The sequence below is a fragment of the Acinetobacter zhairuonensis genome, from assembly GCF_022601715.1.
Classification (GTDB): Bacteria; Pseudomonadota; Gammaproteobacteria; order Pseudomonadales; family Moraxellaceae; genus Acinetobacter.
In genome coordinates this window covers 92,754-114,855 of record NZ_JAKVIM010000009.1, presented here as the reverse complement: position 1 = coordinate 114,855, position 22,102 = coordinate 92,754, and the positions used below count along the sequence as shown (strand labels likewise).

Annotated in this window: 20 protein-coding genes; 5 read left to right on the top strand and 15 right to left on the bottom strand. The window is 42.4% G+C overall.

The window, feature by feature from the left end:
- Nucleotides 1-31: 31 nt before the first annotated feature.
- From bioD to MKI85_RS09135, 5 genes are all read right to left on the bottom strand, one after another.
- Nucleotides 32-673 carry a dethiobiotin synthase gene (gene bioD, locus MKI85_RS09155; protein ID WP_241627061.1) on the bottom strand — a complete coding sequence of 214 codons (642 nt, stop codon included), beginning with the start codon at nt 671-673 and terminating at the stop codon, nt 32-34.
- On the bottom strand, nt 670-1,449 hold the full coding sequence (gene bioC / locus MKI85_RS09150; protein ID WP_241627059.1) for a malonyl-ACP O-methyltransferase BioC: 780 nt from the start codon (nt 1,447-1,449) through the stop codon (nt 670-672). The genes bioD and bioC overlap by 4 nt, the downstream gene beginning before the upstream one ends.
- A 9-nt stretch (nt 1,450-1,458) precedes the next feature.
- Nucleotides 1,459-2,616 carry an 8-amino-7-oxononanoate synthase gene (locus tag MKI85_RS09145; protein WP_241627057.1) on the bottom strand — a complete coding sequence of 386 codons (1,158 nt, stop codon included), beginning with the start codon at nt 2,614-2,616 and terminating at the stop codon, nt 1,459-1,461.
- Nucleotides 2,613-3,896, bottom strand: a complete 1,284-nt coding sequence (gene bioA / locus MKI85_RS09140) for an adenosylmethionine--8-amino-7-oxononanoate transaminase (protein WP_241627055.1) — start codon at nt 3,894-3,896, stop codon at nt 2,613-2,615. Before bioA ends, MKI85_RS09145 begins: the two co-directional genes overlap by 4 nt.
- Nucleotides 3,897-3,983: 87 nt before the next feature.
- Entirely contained in the window at nt 3,984-4,715 is a 732-nt protein-coding gene (locus MKI85_RS09135) for an alpha/beta hydrolase family protein (RefSeq protein WP_241627052.1), read from the bottom strand.
- Between the two features lie 248 nt (nt 4,716-4,963).
- Between MKI85_RS09135 and MKI85_RS09130 the strand changes: the two genes are divergently transcribed.
- Complete coding sequence (locus tag MKI85_RS09130) at nt 4,964-5,536, top strand: peroxiredoxin (protein WP_241627050.1); 573 nt, start codon at nt 4,964-4,966, stop codon at nt 5,534-5,536.
- Between the two features lie 68 nt (nt 5,537-5,604).
- Here MKI85_RS09130 and ftn read toward each other — a convergent pair whose 3' ends face one another.
- Nucleotides 5,605-6,069, bottom strand: a complete 465-nt coding sequence (ftn, locus tag MKI85_RS09125; protein WP_151505293.1) for a heteropolymeric bacterioferritin subunit Ftn — start codon at nt 6,067-6,069, stop codon at nt 5,605-5,607.
- A 573-nt stretch (nt 6,070-6,642) separates the two neighbouring features.
- Here ftn and MKI85_RS09120 point away from each other — a divergent pair.
- The gene (locus MKI85_RS09120) at nt 6,643-7,710 is read left to right on the top strand and encodes an SDR family oxidoreductase (RefSeq protein WP_241627048.1); all 1,068 of its coding nucleotides are present in this window, start codon (nt 6,643-6,645) and stop codon (nt 7,708-7,710) included.
- Nucleotides 7,711-7,771: 61 nt separating this feature from the next.
- On the opposite strand, the gene ligA is transcribed toward MKI85_RS09120, so the two are convergent.
- The 5 genes from ligA to MKI85_RS09095 form a co-directional block, all read right to left on the bottom strand.
- Nucleotides 7,772-9,811, bottom strand: a complete 2,040-nt coding sequence (ligA, locus tag MKI85_RS09115) for an NAD-dependent DNA ligase LigA (protein ID WP_241627046.1) — start codon at nt 9,809-9,811, stop codon at nt 7,772-7,774.
- Between the two features lie 90 nt (nt 9,812-9,901).
- The gene (locus tag MKI85_RS09110; protein ID WP_241627045.1) at nt 9,902-10,861 is read right to left on the bottom strand and encodes a cell division protein ZipA C-terminal FtsZ-binding domain-containing protein; all 960 of its coding nucleotides are present in this window, start codon (nt 10,859-10,861) and stop codon (nt 9,902-9,904) included.
- Nucleotide 10,862: 1 nt separating this feature from the next.
- The gene (gene smc, locus MKI85_RS09105; protein WP_241627043.1) at nt 10,863-14,315 is read right to left on the bottom strand and encodes a chromosome segregation protein SMC; all 3,453 of its coding nucleotides are present in this window, start codon (nt 14,313-14,315) and stop codon (nt 10,863-10,865) included.
- 10 nt (nt 14,316-14,325) lie between these two features.
- Entirely contained in the window at nt 14,326-15,021 is a 696-nt protein-coding gene (locus MKI85_RS09100) for a GntR family transcriptional regulator (protein WP_241627041.1), read from the bottom strand.
- 155 nt (nt 15,022-15,176) lie between these two features.
- Nucleotides 15,177-15,986: a sulfite exporter TauE/SafE family protein gene (locus tag MKI85_RS09095; protein WP_241627039.1), complete on the bottom strand. Its 810-nt coding sequence runs from the start codon at nt 15,984-15,986 to the stop codon at nt 15,177-15,179.
- Between the two features lie 28 nt (nt 15,987-16,014).
- Between MKI85_RS09095 and MKI85_RS09090 the strand changes: the two genes are divergently transcribed.
- Together MKI85_RS09090 and MKI85_RS09085 are read left to right on the top strand one after the other, a co-directional pair.
- Entirely contained in the window at nt 16,015-16,773 is a 759-nt protein-coding gene (locus MKI85_RS09090) for a biotin--[acetyl-CoA-carboxylase] ligase (protein WP_241627114.1), read from the top strand.
- A gap of 9 nt (nt 16,774-16,782) precedes the next feature.
- Nucleotides 16,783-17,529: a pantothenate kinase gene (locus MKI85_RS09085; RefSeq protein WP_241627037.1), complete on the top strand. Its 747-nt coding sequence runs from the start codon at nt 16,783-16,785 to the stop codon at nt 17,527-17,529.
- Nucleotides 17,530-17,593: 64 nt separating this feature from the next.
- On the opposite strand, the gene ffh is transcribed toward MKI85_RS09085, so the two are convergent.
- Nucleotides 17,594-19,003, bottom strand: a complete 1,410-nt coding sequence (gene ffh / locus MKI85_RS09080; RefSeq protein ID WP_241627035.1) for a signal recognition particle protein — start codon at nt 19,001-19,003, stop codon at nt 17,594-17,596.
- Between the two features lie 138 nt (nt 19,004-19,141).
- Between ffh and MKI85_RS09075 the strand changes: the two genes are divergently transcribed.
- Nucleotides 19,142-19,951 (top strand): cytochrome C assembly family protein, encoded by an 810-nt coding sequence (locus MKI85_RS09075; protein WP_241627033.1) that lies wholly within the window; start codon nt 19,142-19,144, stop codon nt 19,949-19,951.
- 191 nt (nt 19,952-20,142) lie between these two features.
- Here the strand turns inward: MKI85_RS09075 and MKI85_RS09070 are convergent, their stop codons facing one another.
- The 3 genes from MKI85_RS09070 to MKI85_RS09060 all read right to left on the bottom strand — a co-directional run bounded on the left by MKI85_RS09070 (nt 20,143) and on the right by MKI85_RS09060 (nt 21,737).
- Nucleotides 20,143-20,844 carry a GAD-like domain-containing protein gene (locus MKI85_RS09070; protein ID WP_241627031.1) on the bottom strand — a complete coding sequence of 234 codons (702 nt, stop codon included), beginning with the start codon at nt 20,842-20,844 and terminating at the stop codon, nt 20,143-20,145.
- Complete coding sequence (locus tag MKI85_RS09065; protein WP_281070031.1) at nt 20,844-21,323, bottom strand: polymorphic toxin type 15 domain-containing protein; 480 nt, start codon at nt 21,321-21,323, stop codon at nt 20,844-20,846. Before MKI85_RS09065 ends, MKI85_RS09070 begins: the two co-directional genes overlap by 1 nt.
- Before the next feature lie 210 nt (nt 21,324-21,533).
- On the bottom strand, nt 21,534-21,737 hold the full coding sequence (locus MKI85_RS09060; RefSeq protein ID WP_241627027.1) for a hypothetical protein: 204 nt from the start codon (nt 21,735-21,737) through the stop codon (nt 21,534-21,536).
- Nucleotides 21,738-22,102: the final 365 nt, after the last annotated feature.

Sequence of the window (22,102 nt, the reverse complement as noted above, 5' to 3'; positions counted from 1 at the left end):
AAATGCGGATTTTTTTCCCTTCTGCTGCGGATTACAGCACTGGAATATCAATCCATAACGCCTCTGGGAAATGCTTGGCCAAATATGCTTTGAGATATTCAGACGTATCTTTGGAAATTAATGGATCTTGTGATTCATCATTTAAATTATACGCCAAAGCATATAAAGATAAACCTCGCGCTTTTAGTGCTTCCAAGCTGAGTAAAGTATGGTTAATACTGCCCAAACGCCCAGAGCTCACCAAAATCACTGGAAACTTTTTCTGTTCCAGATAGTCAATCGTGAGTAATTCTGTGGTGAGCGGCACCATTAAACCACCCGCGCCTTCCAGTAACACCACTTCAAATTTTTCTGCCAACCGCTGTGTTGCAGCTTCAATCTTGGCAAAATCAATCTCACGACCATCAAGCTTGGTAGCTAAATGCGGTGATGCAGGATAGCTAAAAATTTCAGGCATGGTCAGTTTGCTTTCATCTTCTGGCAACCAACCTGTCCCCATAATTTCACGATGTTGCTGAATATCTTCAGAGACATCGACATTACCCGTTTGAATCAATTTTTGCGTGATCACCTGCTGACCTTGCTCATTCCATAACTTCGCCAAATATCCTGTGGTATAGGTCTTACCAATACCTGTATCAATCCCACTGATAAAATAGATGTCTGCTGTCATGTTGTTCTCCGTGCAATACAATAAATCGGGTGATAGCTGAGTAGGTATTGTGTTTGCCCTTGCTGATCCGTCTCCGAAAATTGCTGATAATCATGATAAAACTGTTGTAGCGAATGCTTGGTCCAACGATGTGAAGTACTGGTTGCTGTCACACCCGTGGCTTTTAAATGTTGTAATACTTGCTTGGGATGTGAAAAATGCAAGGTCTTGATCTGTTCACTCAGATGTAACACGTCAAAACCTGATTGCCTTAACACATGCTCAAGTTCTGGCAAGGTATGATATTCAAGTCCCTGCCCCGTTAAGGCTTTAATTTCTTTTAAGTTCTGCTGCCCAAAAATAGAAAAACAGAAAAAGCCATCTTGCACCAAAGCGCATGCTATTTTATTAAAAACGGCCCGTAAATCGGTCATCCACTGCAAGGCGGAACTTGATGTGACCAAGTTCAATTGTGCGGGAAGTTCAAGCTGTTCGATGTCGCCAATTCGCCAATCAATCTGTTGCAGCTGCGCAAAATGACGCTGCACATCGGCATAAATGTCATTTAGAATCAGCTGATCAATTTGCAAATTTTGCAATAACAGATGACTTAAATTGCCAGAACCACAGCCAATTTCAAAAACTCGCGCTTGATGCTGTATCGGCAGATGCTCCAGCATCAATTGCATCAGATACTGACAAATTTGCTTTTGTGCGATGGCATGTTCGGTATAGCTTTGTCCCGCTTGTGCAAAACGCAGCGCCACGCGAGACTTATCTATTTGAGATGGATTCAACGCTAAAACTCATAACAAAGCGATAAACTGATCTAGTTCATCTTGCTGAAATTGGGTATTTAAACAGATACGTAAACGCGAACTTTGCACAGGCACCGTAGGTGGACGCACAGGCATAATATAGAAACCTGCCTGCTGTAACTGTGCCGCAGTATCGACCGTTTTTTTCGACTCACCAATAATGACAGGCACAATATGGCTGGTCGACGGACAAGCATACCCTTTTGCTTGTACGGCTTGTTGTAAATAAGCGCTTAATTGTTGTAAATGCTGACGATTGGCGTGCATCGTAAGCTGTTTTTTGAGGATAAAATTGGTCCATGCCATACAGATTGGAGGCTGTGCGGTACTGAAAATCAGGGAACGCATACGATTAATCAAAAATTCACGGATAATCGGATGGCAAATTAAATAACCACCGACAGATGCCATCGCCTTGCCAAACGTCCCGACCAAGAAGTCGATCTGCTCGATCACTTGATATTGCTCGGCACAACCTAAGCCCTGTTCCCCACGTACGCCAATGGCATGTGCTTCATCGACATACAGCATGACTTTGGCAAATTGCGATTTAATCCGAACTAGCTCAGCCAAGTCTGTTTCATCACCATCCATACTAAAAATGGATTCAGTCACCACAATAATCCGATCAAAAGCATCATCTGAATGATATTTTTGTAGCAACTGCGACAGATGCTGTAAGTCATTATGGCGATAACGCACATACTTGGCAGAAGAAAGACGAATGCCGTCAATCATACTGGCATGCACCAGCTTATCCGCCAAAATCAGGGTTTTGGCATCGCTGACCGCAGGTAAAATCCCAATATTCATGTGATAGCCACTGTTAAATAACAGCGCAGCACGACCTGCAAAAGCCTGACTTAAACTGGCTTCCAACTGTTCATATTCAGGGAAATTCCCTGTCAGCAACCGCGAAGAAGATGAACTCATGACGCGATGCGCATTCGGTGTTTCATCAAAGAACTGTTCACGTAAGCTCAGATCCGATGCCAAGCCTAAATAGTCATTGGAAGCCAAATTCAACATACGGCGGTTCTGAATTTCAATCCATTTGCCCTGCTGAGTGTTTGAAGTGAATTGACGCAAATTGCCCTGCTGTTTCAATTCATCCAACTGTACAGCATAGTGATCTAACAAATTCATGCGGCTTCCTCTTGCATATGACGAACCACATCCACCAATTCAGTCAACAAGGTGTCGAGCTGAACTTCTGAAATCACATATGGTGGCATCACATAAACCAACTTACCAAATGGACGAATCCAGATACCGCGTTTTACAAATTCTTGCTGTAGCGTTTTCATATCAACATTAAAGTTCAGCTCAACCACACCTATCGCACCCAATATACGCACATCCTGCACATAATTGAGTTGTGCCAATGGTGCGAGATGTTGCTGTAGCTGGTTACGAATACGTTGGATGGTACTTTGCCAGTCTTGAGAGACCAATAACTGCGTACTGCGTAACGCCACTGCACAAGCCAGTGGATTTGCCATAAAGGTTGGACCATGCATAAACACGCCTGCTTCACCTTTAGAAATGGTTTCCGCCACATGCTTCGAAGTTAAAGTCGCAGACAGAGTCATATAGCCACCTGTTAAACCTTTACCGATACACATAATATCGGGTTCAACTTGGGCATGTTCCCAAGCAAAGAGTTTGCCTGTACGTCCAAAACCGGTCGCGATTTCATCAAAAATCAGCAGGATTTTATATTTTTCACAGAGTAATTTGGCTTGACGCAAATACTCAGGATGATAGAAGCGCATGCCTCCTGCACCTTGCACAATCGGCTCAATAATCAAACCTGCAATACTGTGGTGATGCTGTTCCAAGGTCTGCGCCAGCTCTGTAATATCCGCAGGATCCCAAGTCTGGTCGAAACCGACCTGTGGTGCAGGAACAAAAATACGATTCGGCAAACTACTGCCAAAAATCTGATGCATGCCCGTCACAGGATCACACACCGACATGGCATTCCATGTATCCCCGTGATAACCAGAACGTGGCGTAACAAAATTGGTTTTTTCGGTATTGCCTTGTGATGTCCAATATTGCACTGCCATTTTCAGCGCAACTTCAACCGCAACCGAACCTGAATCGGCATAGAAAATTTTATCTAAACTAGGCGGGGTAATCTCTAATAACAATTTACCCAGTTCAATCGCTGGATCATGGGTAAAACCCCCAAACATAATATGCGAAATATTTTGCAGTTGGTCGGTCACCGCTTGATTCAAATCAGGGTGGTTATACCCATGAATCGCACACCACCATGAAGACATACCATCAATCAGTTGACGTCCATCATCCAGTTCAATCACTGCCCCATAGGCTTTTTTAACCTTGAAGGTTGGCAGTGGATTGGTCATAGAGGTGTACGGATGCCAGATATGTTCAAGGTCAAATAAATCGGTCATCCATAACTCCTGTGGTGTCCTGTTTTTTTCAATGAGGGCTATCTTAAACCTGCAAGTTTTCAAAAAACATTGCGAGAATGGTCATTCCTAGACAGCCTGAACGGGTTGCTTTAAAAAATCTTGAATTATTTGCACAGTTTGTTCAACTTCAAAACATGGGAAGCCATGCGAAACCTGTTCAATCGCGACAATTTTTGCTTTTCCTGCAAGTAACTGCTGGGTATTTGGAATAATTTCGCAAGGAACCAGTGCATCCTGCTGCGCAAATACATGCATTTGCTGTCCCGTATAATGCGCTAAAGTTTCAGTCAAATTCAACTGCTCTAACAACACTAAACCTTGTTCTAATAGTGAAACTGATTGTGGTTTAATCAGTTTTTGCATTTGAATAAAATCTTTCTTGGCAGAATCTGTACCTTGGCACACCAAAAATCCAAAACGTTTTAAAGTTGCCACAGCATCCTGTTGAAAGGACTGCTTAAACTGAATAAAGGTTTGCTCTGGCATGGCAGTTGACCAACTCGCTTGCGCTACAAAGCAAGGATTTGATGCCAAGTTAATCAAGATTTTCTGTTCTGAAAATTGTTGTTCGAGTTGCTGCACCAAAAGCGTGGCAAGTTGTCCACCCAACGACCAGCCCATAATCACATCAAAGCGACGCGCCAGTTCCACATGTTGTTGCAAAATATCGGCATCAAAAGCATTAAAAATATTAATCAACTCAACAGCATGTCCTTGTTGTTGCAGTTGCTGCTGTAAAGGCTCTAGCAGTTGTGTACCGCCACCCCAACCCGTAATCAGTAAAATACTTGCGTTCAACGTTTTGCTCTAAGAATGAAACTTTGCACAGCAGTATAACCACTTTTATTTTTTTACTGAGCTGCATTTCCTATCATTCTGCAACTGGGAAGTCATGCTTTGGAACACGTGATTTCTATGCGAAAAACCAGCTCGATTAGAGCTGGATCTGCTGTATCGCACTCATCGCAGCATCGAATTTTCACTCACAGACCATTACGATAGTCTGCTAAGATAATGTTTCCATCGTATCGAAAAATCAGAAGAAAATGACTTTGAATACCTTGCTCCGTGTCAGTTTGCTTGGCATAACCTGTACCTTCGGCACTTATAGTCTCAGTCATGCCGAAACTTCGGTTCTTTCCTCATCGGCGTCTAGCCAGAAACAATGGGTGGGGCAACCTGCACCTAGCTTTAAGTTACAAGATCAAAATGGCAAATGGCATGAAGCCAAACAATATCGTGGTCAGTGGGTGGTTTTGTATTTTTATCCAAAGGATGACTCTCCTGGTTGTACCCAAGAAGCCAATCAATTTAAAGCCTTGTATCCAAAGTTCTTAAAATCGAATGCCGTGGTGCTGGGTGTCAGTCTGGATGATGTGAAATCACATCAAAAATTTTCCACAAAATTGGGGTTACCTTTTCCGATCTTGGCAGACCAGAAACAGCAACTTGCAGGTCAGTTTGGAATTGTAAGGAATTTTGGCATTGCACAAATTGCCAAACGTGAAACCTTCTTAATCGATCCGCAAGGCACGATTGTCTATCACTACAGCAGCGTGAACACCCAGACCCATGCCAATCAGGTCTTGGCTGATATTCAAAAGTTTTCTAAAAAATAAAAACCATTGCTCATTAAAAAAGGTTTTCAAACTTACATCTGAAAACCTTTTTTCATTGCATACAGTGCTTACATTTGCGACTGAATATAATTTTGTAAGCCAATCAATTCAATTAAGCGCATTTGCTTTTCTAACCAGTAGGTATGGTCTTCTTCGGTATCAGACATTTGCTGGCGCAACATATCGCGCGTCACATAGTCACCCTTTTCTTCTGCCAGCTTCACACCTTGCGCCAACTTTTCACGTACATGGTATTCCAGTGCCAAGTCCGCTTTCAAACAAGTCACCACATCTTGACCTACATGAATATCATCACGGTTCATGTTTGGCGTACCTTCAAGGAACAGTACACGACGAATCAGGGCATCTGCATGCGAAGCTTCTTCTTGCATTTCATGATCAATACGCTCGAAGATTTTACTTAAACCCCAATCTTCATACATACGTGAATGAATGAGATACTGATCGCGAGCTGCAAGTTCCCCACCGATCAACATATTTAAATAGTCTACTACTTCTGGATTGCCACGCATCTCGTTATACCCCATACCTTTTTGAAATATTATGGCGACATTTAGCTAGGATTGCAAAAGTTTAATTTTGTAAGTTTATGATTTTTATAAAATTAAAATGAGAAACATACGCATTTGCAGTTTAAATTCGCTCATTTTCCACATATAAAATAAGCCTTTGCAGTATTTTGCATCTCATGGCAAAGGTTATTTCATTCAAATTTTGCTTATTTTAAAATTTGTAACTATTTAAAATAGTTCTTATTTCGCCACGTTTTTAAAACATCACGAAGTTAAAATTAACACATCATCATTTTTTATTATTAAAAATAAAAAGTTACTCTCAATTTAGAGCTATTATCCCTCCACTGTTGCATAGTCACAGTTAAACACATCTCCCAATATTTCTTATTGATGACGTTGTCTATATGGGCTAAGAAAATCGTATTTACCTCGACCAATTTGCTTTTATAACGTGCATCAACATCTACGTTGAAATGACGCATAAGTAAGATACCTGTGTCTCATAAGCAAAGACTTTCATCACATTCACGCTTACACTATGCCAATACCTAAAACAACAACGGTTGATCTATGACAAACTTAGCAACACACGCACCTGTACTGGTCACAGGTGCCTCAGGTTATATTGCCAGTTGGGTAATTCAAAAATTATTAACCCAAGGCTATACCGTACATGCCACTGTCCGTGACCTGAACAAAACTCAAAGCTTCGCGCATTTATCTAAAATTGCAGAAAGCAGCACAGGAACACTAAAACTATTTAAAGCGAATTTGCTCGAACCAAATTCTTTTAAAGAAGCCATGCAGGGCTGTGAAATTGTGTTTCATATGGCGTCGCCTTTCGTTGTCACCAACTATAAGAATGCCGTTAAAGACATCATTGAACCTGCTGTTTTAGGTACAGAAAATGTTTTAAATACTGTGAATGAAACTGAGTCAGTCAAACGCGTCATTGTCACTTCGAGCATCGCATCGACCTATGGCGATGCTGTGGATATTTTAAAAACTGACCATAATACTTTTGATGAAAGTCACTGGAATACCAGCAGCTCTGAGACCCATCAACCTTATCCATATTCTAAAGTGATGGCTGAGCGTAAAGCTTGGGAAATGGCGGATGCACAAGACCGTTGGCAATTGGTTTGCATTAACCCAGCATTGGTCTTTGGTCGTTCATTAACGCCAAATACGCAGTCAGGTTCAATTGAGGTCTTACAACAATTTACCAATGGCTTAACTCTCGCGGGTGTTCCACCCATGTGGAATGGTGTGGTCGATGTTCAAGATGTCGCCGAAGCACACCTACAGGCTGCATTTAATCCCAAAGCAACAGGTCGTTACATCGTCAGTGGCGATACTTTGAGTTTGCTTGAAATTGGTCAATTACTTAAAGCACATTTTGGTTGGAAGTTTCCTTTTCCACGTAATGAGCTACCAAAAACTGCCTTTAAAGTGATTGGTCCGCTGATTGGTTTTAGCCGTGAGTTTGTTGAACTGAATATGGGTTACCCTATTTATTTTGATGCGAGCAAGAGCCAAAAAGAATTAGGTTTACAGTATCGTGATGTCAAAGAAAGCTTGGTTGAGCACTTTCAACAATTGCTCAACGACGGTGTGATCAAACAATATATTCCTTAATGATCATCATAAAAAAAGACACCTGATCGGTGTCTTTTTTTATTTCATACCAAACAAAATTTTAAGCTTCTAACTGACCATAATCTTGCATCAGTTGAATAAACTCAGCTTCGTTGATCACAGCAATACCTAGCTTCTCCGCTTTATCCAGCTTGGAACCTGCTTTTTCACCCGCAACGACACACTTGGTTTTACTCGATACACTACCACTGACACGTGCGCCCAGTGCTTGCAGGAGTTGTGTTGCTTCATCACGCCCCATGCTACTCAGTGTTCCTGTCACCACCCAACTTTCACCATTTAAAGGTTGACGTGTTGGCGCCACAGGCGCATCCCAATGAATGCCAGCAGCAAATAAACGCTCTAATACTTCCAAATTATGCGGTGCTTGGAAAAAGTCATAAATCCATTCAGCGGTGATATTGCCCACATCAGGAGTTTTCTTGAGTGCTTCAATATCTGCTTGCTGCAGCGCTTCAAAAGTCTGAAAAGTATTGGCTAACATGCGTGCCGTGGTTTCACCGACACCGCGAATCCCCAGCGCATAAATAAAAGCAGCCAGCGTGGTTTTTTTGCTGTTTTCAATTGCATCAAACAGATTCTGAACCGACTTCTCGCCCATTTTTTCAATGGTGAGTAATTTTTCACGATGTTCATGCAGATGGTAAATATCAGCCACATCTTGGAGTAAATCCAGATACAACAGCGATTCAACCCAACGTTCTCCCAGACCTTCAATGTCCATGGCTTTACGTGAAACAAAGTGACGAATCGCTTCAATACGCTGTGCTGCACAATACAAACCACCCGAACAACGCGCTAAAGCTTCACCTTCAGGCATCACCACAGGAGAGGCGCATACAGGACACTGTTCTGGTAAATGTACATCCTGAGTATCATTCGGACGGAATTCAGGCCAAACTTTCTCAACTTTTGGAATCACATCACCACTACGATACACGCTGACCGTATCGCCGATACGCACATCTAAACGGTGAATTTCACCAATATTATGCAAGGTCACATTAGAAACCGTGACCCCACCAACGGCCACTGGATTTAACCGCGCCACAGGGGTTAAAGTTCCTGTACGCCCAACCTGCCAGTCAATATTTTCTACCGTGGTCAACGCCGCAACCGCTGGGAATTTGTAGGCGGTTGCCCAGCGTGGTTCACGACTTAAAAAGCCCAATTGCTGTTGCTGTTTTAAATCGTTGACCTTAACCACCATCCCGTCAATTTCAACGCTTAGGTCAGGGCGTTCCTGATTAATTTTTTCATAAGCTTGCTGCACGGCTTGAATGCTATCGCAAATGAAATGACGCTCACCCACTGCAAAGCCAAATTCTGTTAACCATTCCAGACTTGCAGACATAGTCGGCAAGCCATGACTCGGTTGACACTGCGCAATGCCATACGCATAAAACGCCAAAGGACGTGACACTGCAATTGCAGGATCAAGCTGTCTTAAACTACCCGCAGCGGCATTACGAGGATTGGCAAAGGTCTTTTCCCCTTTGGCTTCATTTTCTGCATTGAGTTTCTCGAAACCCAATTTAGGCATCAACACTTCGCCACGTACTTCTAACAGCTCAGGTACAATGCCTGAAACATGGCTGAGTACTTTGGGTAAATTACGAATGGTTTTCACATTTTGGGTAATATCTTCACCCGTTTCACCATCGCCACGAGTCACGCCACGAACCAGCACCCCATGTTCATACCACAATGAAATGGCTAAGCCGTCAAACTTCAATTCGACATCATATTCAATCTTTTGGTTTGGTAAACGCTCTTCAATGCGTCGTGCAAAAGCAAACAGTTCTTCCTGATTAAACACATTGCCCAAAGACAACATCGGTACTACATGAGTAACCGATTCAAATTTTGCTAAAGGCTTGCCGCCAACTTTATTGGTCGGAGTATCAGGTTGAGTCCACTCAGGATATTGTTGTTCGAGTGCCTTGAGCTGGTGAAATAGCTGATCATATTCACTGTCGGCAATGGTGGGCTGATCCATTACATAATAGGCATGATTATGCTGTGCCAGAATCTGAATCAGTTGACGCATTTGTGCGACAACAGTGTTTTGCTGAGTCATAGTTTCACCATAAAAAAGGGCGGTGTGCTCCGCCCTTCAACAATCTTGTCTGCCTATTATAAAAGTCAGACTCTCATTTTCAATTTGATATTATACCGTTGCCTGTTGACCTGAACGATAGTCAATTGCCTGATGGCGCCAGAATTCACGCGATTGCGCCGTCATTTCCTGCTGGTTCTGGTCGTAAATCGTGCCATCAATTTCACGGGCAATCAGGTTGGAAATACTGACCATGGTATCAAAGGCATTTTGTACATCGTTATGCGGTAATGCCAAGAAGAAAGCCAAGCCTTTAATTTGTTCATTGGCTAGCGTTTCCAAGTCAAAGCCTGCTGGTCCTTCTTCGGTAATCTGTAAAACCGAGAAAGAAAGGTGTTCATGTTCCTCATCATAACGATGGAAGCATGCCATTTCACCATAACGTAGACCGTATTTAAGCAATACTTTCATTGTCTTATCCCCGGTCAAAATACGACGTTCAGGATAAATATTGAAAACAATGAATTCTTCTGCCGTTTGTAAAACACTTTCTTCATCTACACGTTGTTGCTCGTGTAAGTGCTCATCTAAAATGCTGCTTTCTTCGTTAAATTCAATAATTTCAGCTTTTTCGACATGCGAGTGTAAATGTAAACCTTCTTCTACTTTTGCAGCAGTGTCAGTTTCTACTACTTTGGCTGTTGCAGTTACCTCAACCCCAGCTTCCGTTTGTACTGCTTCTGTCGAAGTTTTCTCATCCTTATTTACTGCAGTTTCTGCAGCTTGTTCTTTTTCAGTGGCAACCTTAGACTCATTTTTATCTGCTGTATCCGCAATCGCTTCTGCTTCATTTAAAGTCGGCTCAACACGTGCAGTCGTTTCTTCTGCCGTTGGGGTTTGCAACTGGTCACGAACGTGACGTGGGATAATCGGAAGCTGACTGTCCGAGTTTAGCTGCAATTCACTTTCAAGTGACGGGGTTGCATCTGCTGGTTTTTTCAACAGCATGCGTAACCCTACAAAAATTATGATAACGGCAATAACAATACCGACTATTGTTGTGACTTCCATATTATGACTCCGCGACTAAACCGTATTCTTTTGCCTGTTCCAAATCTACACTAACGAGTTTTGATGTACCTGGTTCTGGCATTGTAACCCCCAATAAATCGGTGGCCATCGTCATTGCTAACTTATTATGTGTAATGTAAATGAATTGCACCTGTTCAGAAAGCTCTTTTACCAAATTACAGAAGCGACCTACATTGGCATCATCTAAAGGCGCATCCACTTCATCTAGTACGCAGAACGGCGCTGGATTTAAACGGAAAATTGCAAAAACCAGTGCCAAAGCTGTCAGTGCTTTCTCACCACCAGACAATAATGCCAGTGAACTGTTGCGCTTCCCTGGCGGGCGGGCCATGAGTTTGACCCCAGACTGCCAGTCATCTTCCAAACTTAAGCTGGCTTCACCACCTTCAAAGACTTTCGGGAACAATTCCTGCAATTCAGCATTGACCTGATCAAATGTCGTCATAAACAGCTTACGTGTTTCCTGATCAATGCTCTTCATTGCGGCTTGCAATTGCGCCACGGTCTTTTCGAGGTCTTCAATCTGATGACTGAGTTCTTCAAAACGTTTGGAAACTTCTTCATATTCTTCTGAAGCAGCCAAGTTGACTGCCCCTAATTTGGCGAACTGTTGCTGGGCTTTTTCCAACTTTGCCTGATGCGCAGGTAAGTCAATTGCAAGACCTGTAATTAAGTCACTGTCCATGGCTTTCAGCTGCTCGGAATAGTGTTGAAAATCCGATTTGGCTGCCTGCCATGCCAAACGTTTTTCTTCCAGTTGCGTGCGTAACCGCTCATCTTGCTGTTGCTGATGATGACGCTGTTCGGTGACTCGTTGCTGCTTTTCTTGCACACTGTTCAGTTCCAGCTGCCACGCATTCCACGTTTTCTGCAATTTTTCAGTTTGCTGAAATTGCTCAGCAAATTGAGATTCCAAAGTTGGCAGTTCTAGCTGTACAGGATCGACAAATTTTTTCGCCTGTTCAATCTGCTGATTAATTTGCTGGTTCTGGGCTTTTAGGAAGGACCCATCCTTTTCCAGCAAGGCAGTCTGTTGCTGTATTTGTGTGCTTTGACGGCGTAACAGTTCCAGTTCTTGCTGTGACTGTATGCTTTGCTGCTGAGCAAACTCTAATTGCTCAGTCAATTCTTCCAGTTGAAATTGCGTGGTTTTAAAGTGAGGTAACACCTGTTCTAGCTTCAAAGTCAGTGCATGCAGATCAATTTCCAGATCATCTTTTTGCATGGCATCTTCTTCAATCTGCTCATCCAACTGTTGTAATTGGTCGCGTAATTGCTGCTGCTGAATCGCAAAAGCATGTGCACTACTTTGCAACTTGGCAATACTGACATCCAACTGCTGTAAGCTTTGTTGCTGCTGTTTGAGCAGTGCTTGCTGTTGTTTCAAATCTGTCTGATGCTGCTCAATCTGTTGTTGCGCACTCGGTAATTGCTGTTCAGCCTGCTCAAATTTCGCCTGTAGATTACTCAGTTCAATCTCAATACTTTCTAGACGTATACGATGACTCAGCGCACCTTGACCCGCTTGGCTGCTCTCATCATAGAGCAAGCCAATCACCCAGTCTGCCGCGACATGATAACCATCCAAACTTAAAATCGACTGCCCATGTTTGAGCTGAGCTTGATAAGACAATGCTTCGTTCAGCGTCGTCGCTATCGCAACCTGGTTCCACAGTGAATGCTGTGCAGAGGCAATCCAGTCTGCCAGACACGGTAATTGTGCCAATGCCAGCTTACTGCTGCCTGCACTCATTTTAAGCTGACGTGCGATACTGTCTTGGAATTCAGCATCCTCATCCAACACCTCTGCGGAAAGCCATTTGGCAAGGAACTTTTCAATCAATTGTGCGTGAGGTTTACCTTGCTCAGTCAATTTTAAAGTCTGCATCAATTGCACATTGGCATTGTGCGATGCAGGGCTTTGCTTGACCAACAGTTGAGTCAGATTTTTATGTTCAGATTGTAAAACCTGTATTTCAGATTTTAATTGCAAGACCTGTGTCTTTTGCTGAGCCGATTGCTCTTGCAATTGTTCCAACTGCTGACGCTGTTGCTGAATCGCTTGCTCGGACTGTTCCATCTGAGTTTGCAGCAAGTGCTTGTCTTGCTCCAACTGCTGAATATCTTCACTTTGGGCTTGGTTTTGAATCTGAGCGGCTTGCAGCTGTAAAGTCTGCTTCTGCTGTTCAATCCGCACCATATTTTTGCTGAGTTGCTCAGACTGCGCCAGCATTTGCATTTTTTGCTGTTGCTGCTTTTCGACCTGCGCTTTGACCTGTTCAAACTGCTGCTGGACTTGCTGTTGTTGCGCTTTTAAATCTTGATAACTTTGCGTCTGTTGCTGGCTCATCTGTTCTTGTTGCTGCAACTGTTCAGTTTGCTGTTCTTGCTGTTGCAACAAGGTTTCAAGCTGCAATTCAATCAACTGTAAACGCTCTTTGCTTTGTGCTTTTTGCTGTTCCAGTTGTGCCAGTGTCGAGGTGTTTTGCTGAAAGAGTGACTGCTTTTGTTCCAAGGTCATCTTGAGTTCAGCCAGTTTCTTCTCGGCTTGTTGCCATTCACTTTGTAATGGCGTCGATTGCTGAATCAGACGCTGAAATAATTCACTGGTTGAGCCTAAGTCATGCTCCAAAGTGGTTAATTCAGAACGTACCAATTTAAACTGATCACCTAGTTCATTCATCTGTACCGTATATTCCTGCTGCAAACGACTACTTTGTTCACACTGGAAAGACAGTACCTCCACTTTAATGGTCCGAATGGTTTTTTCTAATTCTTTGTATTGAATGGCCGTTTCAGACTGACGCTTTAAGGTTTTAAGCTGTGACTTTAATTCTTGTGCAATATCTTCTAAGCGAGATAAATTTTGCGCGGTATGATCCAAATGCAACAAGGTTTCACGACGACGTGCCTGATAACGGGACACCCCTGCCGCTTCTTCAATAAACACCCGCATTTCTTCAGGCTTGGCATCCACCAGACGGTTAATCATGCCTTGTTCAATAATGGCATAAGAACGCGGACCTAAACCTGTGCCCAAGAAAATATCGGTAATATCACGACGACGACATTTGGTGCCATTTAAGAAATATTCAGACTTACCCTCTCGGGTGACTTGACGACGCACCGCCAGCTCATTGTAGGCATTATAGGCCCCGCCTAACTTGCCATAGGTATTCTCAAAACGCAGTTCTACACTGGCCATCCCTACAGGTTTACGCTTAGCCGTCCCCGTGAAAATGACATCCTGCATGCTGCCGCCACGCAGTTGGCGCGCATTGGATTCACCCATAACCCAACGAATGGCATCAATGACATTGGATTTTCCACAGCCATTTGGTCCAACCACGGCAGATCGGTTGGCTTTGAACTGTAAAGTTGTGCTATCGGCAAAAGATTTGAAGCCTGAAAGTTTTAAACTGCTTAAACGCATAATGTCCTGATTAACGTCGTGAACGACGCGCCCATGCTAATTCGATTTGTTTCATGCGTGTTAGAGATTCCAACACCAAGTTACGCAAGTGTCGACAAAAATCATCCATAAATAAAGTGGCTTGTTGTGATTTTCGGATTAAAATTGCATCACTCACCAGTTTAAACAACTCGAACGACTCTTGTAACTCTCTTCTTGAGGTATTTAGGGTTAAGAAGTAACTACGACGCACCGAAGGCAACAGCTCCTGATAGAAATTCATTAAATAAGGATTTGCCACCATATCGTGCTGCTTGGCCAGATACTGAAAGATTAAATCATAGAATTTTTCAGTATGCCCGTGACGGCATTCTTCCTGAATTTGCTCCATCAAGCGCTGAAACTGCTCCACTTCATGCTGGCGCCAAGTGTCCGCAATGCGCTGCACAATCTGCCCAGACAGCATGGCACAACTGTCGAACAGTGCCCGCACCTGCTGCGCCGACATTTCTGAGACAATTGCCCCACGTCGTGGAAAAATCTGAATCAGATGCGTGCGCTCCAAGATCAATAAAGCTTCACGCACCGAGCCGCGACTGACATCCAGCTCTTTGGCGATTCTTAACTCCTGAATTCGCTCACCTTCGACCAGTTCGCCACTAATGATTTGCTCACTAATATGTTTGGCGATCTGCTCGGACAGGCTTTCTATTTCTTCTTGTTGCATACTCTTCCTATCTTGTTTTTATAAGATGCAATCCACAATACATCACACGACTGAAGCAATCGTTGTAACTGATTTCAGCAGTCCTGCACCATGTCCTTGTCAGACAATATTATGTCTAAAAAGCCAATTAAAACAGCAAAAGTCATCAATAATTTTCAGAAGAATTTTGCAAATCCTTGGTAAATAAAATAAGCACCTACAGTCGTCAGCAAGCCTGCGAAGCATCGCTTTAGCATTTCAGGTGACAATTGATGTGCAACTTTCGCACCAAGTTTAGCAGTGATAAAACTCATCAAGCTAATGCCTAAAAAAGCATAAACATGAATATAACCAATGGTATTCGGTACATTGACCTGCGCTTTGGCACCAAACCACATAAAGCCAAGTGCTCCCGCAAGCGCAATTGGCAGTCCACAAGCCGCGGAAGTCGCGACCGCTTTTTGCATCACCACGCCATGACGGTTCAAATATGGTACGGTGAGGCTACCACCACCAATCCCAAAAATCGCAGAGGCAACTCCAATCCCGCCACCTGCAAGCATTTGCTTGGCTGTCGGAGGTAAATGTTTAGAGGTATCCACTTGGGCTTTTGCACCTTTGAACATGCGAAAAGCCACCCAAATGGCAAAGAAGCCAATGATCAGCTGTAAACCTTGTCCTGGCAACAAATCAGCAATTCCTGCTCCTAGAAAAGAACCTAGCACTAAACCTGGGGCTAAATTGCGAAATACCGACCACAACACAGCCCCTTGCTTATGATGTGCTGACACAGAACTGAGCGAAGTCACAATAATGGTCGCCAATGAGGTCCCAAGCGCCATGTGCATAATCACGGATGGATCATATTGAAGCTGGATAAAAACAATATAGAGAATAGGCACAATAATTAAACCACCACCCACACCAAATAATCCTGCGGTAAATCCTGCGATTGCACCAATCAGTAAATATATGATTAACTCCATAAATATTTTCCACTATGCTCAGATTCAAATGGATGTAGAAACTCGACAACTACAACAACGACTTCAGGCTGCTCAACAACTCCCTGAAGTCCTGATGCTTAAACCGACCACAACATCAACCAATGATGATGTGCGGGAAATTGCACAAAAAGGAATACACAGTGCATTGGTCTGTAGCGCACAACAGACGCAAGGGAGAGGTCAGCGACAACGACAATGGGTGTCACCTGAAGGAAACGTGTATTTAAGCACATTGCTAAATACTCGAACAGCAATAGATGGGCGTTTAGCTTTAGAAGTTGCTTTGAATATTCTGCACATGCCCAGCCTTGAAGCCCTGAACTTGCAAATTAAATGGCCGAATGACCTGTACAGCGTACAAGGTAAATGGGGCGGTATTCTAATTGAACCGATTAGCCCGAACCAAGTGATTGTTGGGGTTGGGCTTAATCTTGCACCTGTGTCTGATAACAGCATTGATCAGCAAGTCACCTCGCTCACCGAATTAGGTCTGCAAGCGACTTCACGTATTGATCTGATTGCCGAACTGTATCTAGCGATCCATCGTGCAGGAGAGTGGTTTGATCACCAAAGCTATAACCTCGCCGCACGCTTTAATCGTTACGCAGCCTTTCAACAGCAAGCGGTAGAGTTTGAACACAGTACAGGCAGTTGCTCGGGCACTTTTGTTGGCATTCAGGATGATGGTGCGGTACTGCTAGAAACCGAAGCAGGTATCCAAAGTTTTTACCAAGGTCGTTTACGACTCAGTACAGCAACCGAATAGGATGATGTGATGAAAAGTTTATGGCTTGATATTGGGAATACCCGACTCAAATATTGGATAACCGAACACGAGCAAATTGTGGAGCATGCAGCTGAACTGCATTTGCAATCCCCTGCCGACTTACTGCTCGGTTTAATCCAGCACTTTCAAGGTTTGAACATTCAGCAAGTCGGAGTCTCATCGGTACTGGATCAAGAGAATAATCAACGTATTCAGTCCATTCTGAAACGTTTGGCCGTCCCCGTGATCTTTGCCAAAGTGCATACTGAATATGCAGGCTTAAAATGTGGCTATGATGACCCCAAACAGCTAGGAATTGACCGTTGGTTACAAGTCTTAGCGGTTGCGAATAACGCCAGCCAAAACTATTGTGTGATTAGTTGCGGTACTGCTCTGACCATTGACTTAGCAGATGGACTACAACACTTAGGTGGCTATATTCTGCCGAATCTGTACTTACAACGTGACTCGCTGATTCAAAACACCAAAGGCATTAAAATTCCTGATGCCGCCTTTGAAGAGCTCAGTCCAGGTCGCAATACCATCGATGCCGTGCATCATGGCATTTTATTAGGCTTACTGAGTACCATTGAACGAGTCATGCAGCACTCACCGCGTCAATTGGTCCTGACGGGTGGCGATGCGGAGCTGTTTGCTCAGCATTTACAGCAGTATCAGCCGATTGTAGAAGCGGATTTATTGTTAAAAGGGTTACAGCATTACATTCAGCATCAAGCTGAAGCAGTGAAAAGCTGAAATAGCAATTTTCAAATGTTAAAAAAGGTGCATCAAGCACCTTTTTTAACATGACATCAAACCATTATTTTTTCGGGTCATTATTGCCAAATAGTGGACCCATGCCACCACCGCCACCGAATTGCTTTTGCAAGCCACCCAATGAACGCATCATTTTTGCCATGCCCGATGGATTCGCAAACTTCTTCATCATTTTCGCCATTTGCGCATGTTGCTTGATGAGCTTGTTCACCTCTGCCACATCCATACCACAACCTGCTGCGATACGTTTTTTACGGCTTGGGTTCATCAAGTCTGGGTTACGGCGTTCTTTAATGGTCATCGATTGAATAATCGCTTCCATTTTTTTCACTTGCTTTTCAGGATTCGCTTGCGCAATTGCATCTTGAATGCCTGAATTGCTCATGCCAGGCAACTTGTCCAAGAAGCCCATCATGCCGCCCATTTTGTTCATTTGCTCAAATTGCATCAGCATATCTTCAAAGTTGAAGCTGCCGCCTTTTTGCAATTTTTTCGCCATTTTTTCGGCTTTCTCTTTGTCGATTTTACGTTCAACTTCTTCGACTAAAGAAAGTACATCACCCATACCCAAGATACGTTGTGCAACACGCTCAGGATGGAATGGCTCTAAGGCATCAAGCTTTTCGCCCATACCCAAGAATTTGATTGGCTTACCTGTAATGGCACGAACAGAAAGAGCTGCACCACCACGTGCATCACCATCAGTCTTGGTCAGGATTACACCCGTTAACGGTAATGCATCATTAAAGGCTTTAGCTGTATTTGCCGCATCCTGACCTGTCATGGCATCAACCACGAACAAGGTTTCAGTTGGCTTAATTGCAGCGTGTAGCTCTTTAATTTCGTCCATCATGTCATCATCGACATGTAAACGACCAGCGGTATCGACAATCAAGACATCCGCAAACTGGATTTTGGCTTGTTCAATCGCACGCTTAGCAATATCAATTGGCTTTTCATTGGCATTCGAGTCAAAGAAAATTGCGTCAACTTCACCCGCTACCGTTTGCAACTGTTTGATTGCAGCAGGACGGTAAACGTCGGCAGACACCATTGCTACTTTTTTCTTTTGGCGCTCTTGTAAGAAACGCGCTAATTTTGCCGCAGTGGTGGTTTTACCCGCACCTTGCAAACCAGCAAGAAGTACAACCACTGGCGGTTTCGCTGCGAGGTCAAGGCTTTCATTTGCCTCGCCCATCATCTTGGTTAATTCGTTATAAACAATTTTAACGAAGGCTTGCCCAGGGGATAACTGCGTCATCACTTCCTGGCCTAATGCTTCTTCCTTAACTTTCGCGATGAATTCACGAGTTACAGGTAACGCAACATCGGCTTCAAGAAGTGCCATACGTACTTCACGTAACGTATCTTTAATATTATCTTCGGTTAGCTGCCCTGAGCCAGTAACATTTCTTAAACTCTGCGTGAGTCGTTCTGTTAAGGTATCAAACATTGCAAAATCCGCTTAAAATAGCCATTAGCAAAAAAATCTTTCTTAAAATAGAAAATTTATGCATAAGATGCTATAGGATACTGTAGTTCGAGTCGAATTTATATAAATGAATATTCATCATCCTGAAAAAGGTTTGACATGATTAGTCTTCCCTTGGTTTATACCATTTTGGCTTTAATTGCCTATACCACCTCTTTTTGGTATTTATTCCTGCATTTAATGTCGAAACGTGAACCAAACCACTGGTTTATTGGCGTGATTTTAGGTTTAGGTCTGCTGCTACATGCAGGGGTGCTATACCACGATATGATTACACCACTAGGGGTAAATTACGATGTTTTTGTACTCATGTCTTTTACTTCAGGCTTGATGCTGCTGCTGAGTCTCATTTTTAGTACTTATCGTCCGATTCTGGCGTTAAATTTGATTGGTATTCCTGTCGCAGCAACAGGACTCATTTTAGGCTTTGCCTTGAGTAAGCCTGACCAGTTTATTGAACAGCATTCGGTCAGTTTAGATATTCATATTATTCTGTCTTTATCTGCTTACGCGGTTTTACTGATGGCAACCATTCAGGCCGTCATTTTATGGTTCCAAAACCGTGAACTCAAAAATAAACAAAAGAAGCGTATTTGGGTCAATCTACTGCCATCCTTTCAGGCGATGGAATCGTTATTATTTGATTTAATTCATACTGGCTTTATTCTTTTAACCGTGGCTTTACTGTTTGGCTTCTTCACCATTGAAGACTTTTTTGCTCAGCATTTAGCGCATAAAACGGCGTTCAGTATTATTTCGTGGTTTGTATATGGTTCACTGTTGATTGGTCATTATAAATTTGGCTGGCGTGGACAAAAGGCCATTCGCTTTACCCTGATCGGTTTCTTTCTTTTAGCGGTTGGTTTTATCGGTTCTAAGTTTGTCTTGGAAATGATTTTGGGGAAATAAAGTCTTTTTTGATTAGTTTGCCTTATTAAATATATGGCACATTCATCAATAAGCGAGCCTAGAACATGGAAATTCAACAGAAAAGCCCAGTTTATATAAATTAGGCCTTTCTTTAATCAGTAATCCATTGATTTCAAATGCACTAAATAGTTTATTTCGTATAAAGTATATTATGTTGATTTTAGGAAAACTTAACTCCCCTGTTTAATCCCTAAACGATCAACTTCTTTAGCAATATCCAACATGACTTGGAATTTATCTAGTTGGGCCACAAAAGGAATATATTGGAATAAATCCACTTTTCTTATGTTCTCAATAACTTGTGGTCCACCCAATACAGCTGGCGGCTCAAAAGCATAGATTTCATTTTCGTTGACTTCACCTAGGTTTGTTAGACATCGCTCAAAAAGTAGATTTTCATTTTTATCAAAGATATCAATAGCCTTTTTTGAACCTTCCATTGTTATTGAAGATAACAGAGATCTCAATAAAGCCAACTCAGTATTGTTTTCATCGTCTCGAAGAGTTGGGTAAATTCTTAAATTAACCATATCTATGGTTAATTTTGACCTCGTATTTTTTCCTACAGTATATAATTCACCGAAAGCACTTCGACCGATGACATAGAACTCATCATGTTCAGGAAAGTTAGTATCTTTTAAACAAAGCTCTAAAATATCTTCATAATCCACTGGATTAACAAGCCAAAACCCCCCATTTTCAAAGGATGCGAAACCGAGTTTATCCCAAATATAAAATAGATATTCAGGGAAAGTATGCTCATGTTGGGCTATAAATTCAGGCGTTGGTTTTTTATCGATTTCGATACTTGAAAAATGACTCTGAAAAAATACAAGAAATTCATCAACTAATTTTTTTGAATCTAATTCCATTACTTACATCTCTCTAATTTCACATTGAGTTTAGTCGTATCTTTTATACTTGGATCAACACCTTTCACCGCATCATCTATTGAATCGACGCGACTTATTGACTCTCCTGCCGCTTTATTGCCCCAACCACTGCCAATTGATGAATTGACATTCTTTAAGCCCATATCCATAGGCGCATCACTCATAGTTCCTGCTGATATCTGATCAGGATTATGGAGTGCAGCCATGGTTGACATGATATCTTTTGAATCTTGATCAGCCTTTTTACGTGCACTTATAGGATCTATTGTTTCTAAGTTTTCTTCAAATTTTGAAGCAGCTAATCTCGTTTCGTAATCACGCCTAGCCTGAACCTGATCCAGACCACTTCCCCGACCATTCTGTTTAAACAGCTCCCGACCTTTTTCATAATCTTTTGCAGTCATACCGTTTAATGCATTCTGCTGCATTTCTAACTGACGATCGGTTTCCCATTTCAGATATTGATCTTCTGACCATTTTTCACTTTTGGCTTATGGTGGATGTCCTAAATCAATATTTTTACGAGCATTGGCTCGGGCTTTAGGGGTATTTACTGGATCAAAACAACCGACCTTATGCTCTTTCATTTTAGCAAAAGCAATCTTATTCGATGGCTGCGTATGACTTACTTTTTTATTATCATTATTAGATTGAAGACCATAATAGTGTTAGTAGTTTTCTCCCTTATAGATGACGCCTATCGCCATTCCTGCCACACCATACTGTTCCATAAGTGGTTTAAATGACTGGTTAACAGCAGTTTCAATATCTTTTTGATTTGCTTCTATTTCATATGCATTTGAATGAATACTACATCCCACAGCTAAGGTAAAGAGACTAGTTTTAAATAGTTTTAGGATTTTAGATAACATTCCTGCTATTAGCCTCAATAATACAAATAACAATGTTCTCACTTATCTAATATATTTTCTGTAATAAATCCTTACCCCTTCTATTTAATGAAGTGGGCGTTATGCGAAATAACATTAAAACTCATCCACGCACTCACAAAAGCCTCACTTAACCAATCGTGCGGGTTGTATTCACATCTACAGGAAGATTCGACTAGTGTATGACAATATTCCCTAACCAATAGCACTGATCGATAAACCTTAAGTACATAAGAAAGATAATAAAATTGATCATTTTTTATCCACCTGTTATACTGGCTAAATATTTACTCCCCTTCTTCCAATTTAGAGTAACGCCAATGAAGTAAGTCTTATTTTCCGTCAAA

Bases quoted from the DNA above. Each gene is read 5' to 3' on its own strand.
- ftn (WP_151505293.1), bottom strand. From the start codon at position 6,069: ATGCGTGGCAATCCAGAAGTAGTAGACTATTTAAATATGTTGATCGGT.
- MKI85_RS09110 (WP_241627045.1), bottom strand. From the start codon at position 10,861: ATGGAAGTCACAACAATAGTCGGTATTGTTATTGCCGTTATCATAATT.
- MKI85_RS09070 (WP_241627031.1), bottom strand. From the start codon at position 20,844: ATGGAATTAGATTCAAAAAAATTAGTTGATGAATTTCTTGTATTTTTT.
- MKI85_RS09090 (WP_241627114.1), top strand. From the start codon at position 16,015: ATGGATGTAGAAACTCGACAACTACAACAACGACTTCAGGCTGCTCAA.
- bioA (WP_241627055.1), bottom strand. From the start codon at position 3,896: ATGACCGATTTATTTGACCTTGAACATATCTGGCATCCGTACACCTCT.
- MKI85_RS09130 (WP_241627050.1), top strand. From the start codon at position 4,964: ATGACTTTGAATACCTTGCTCCGTGTCAGTTTGCTTGGCATAACCTGT.
- MKI85_RS09100 (WP_241627041.1), bottom strand. From the start codon at position 15,021: ATGCAACAAGAAGAAATAGAAAGCCTGTCCGAGCAGATCGCCAAACAT.
- MKI85_RS09095 (WP_241627039.1), bottom strand. From the start codon at position 15,986: ATGGAGTTAATCATATATTTACTGATTGGTGCAATCGCAGGATTTACC.
- MKI85_RS09120 (WP_241627048.1), top strand. From the start codon at position 6,643: ATGACAAACTTAGCAACACACGCACCTGTACTGGTCACAGGTGCCTCA.
- bioD (WP_241627061.1), bottom strand. From the start codon at position 673: ATGACAGCAGACATCTATTTTATCAGTGGGATTGATACAGGTATTGGT.
- ligA (WP_241627046.1), bottom strand. From the start codon at position 9,811: ATGACTCAGCAAAACACTGTTGTCGCACAAATGCGTCAACTGATTCAG.
- MKI85_RS09085 (WP_241627037.1), top strand. From the start codon at position 16,783: ATGAAAAGTTTATGGCTTGATATTGGGAATACCCGACTCAAATATTGG.
- smc (WP_241627043.1), bottom strand. From the start codon at position 14,315: ATGCGTTTAAGCAGTTTAAAACTTTCAGGCTTCAAATCTTTTGCCGAT.
- MKI85_RS09145 (WP_241627057.1), bottom strand. From the start codon at position 2,616: ATGAATTTGTTAGATCACTATGCTGTACAGTTGGATGAATTGAAACAG.
- MKI85_RS09060 (WP_241627027.1), bottom strand. From the start codon at position 21,737: ATGTTATCTAAAATCCTAAAACTATTTAAAACTAGTCTCTTTACCTTA.
- ffh (WP_241627035.1), bottom strand. From the start codon at position 19,003: ATGTTTGATACCTTAACAGAACGACTCACGCAGAGTTTAAGAAATGTT.
- MKI85_RS09075 (WP_241627033.1), top strand. From the start codon at position 19,142: ATGATTAGTCTTCCCTTGGTTTATACCATTTTGGCTTTAATTGCCTAT.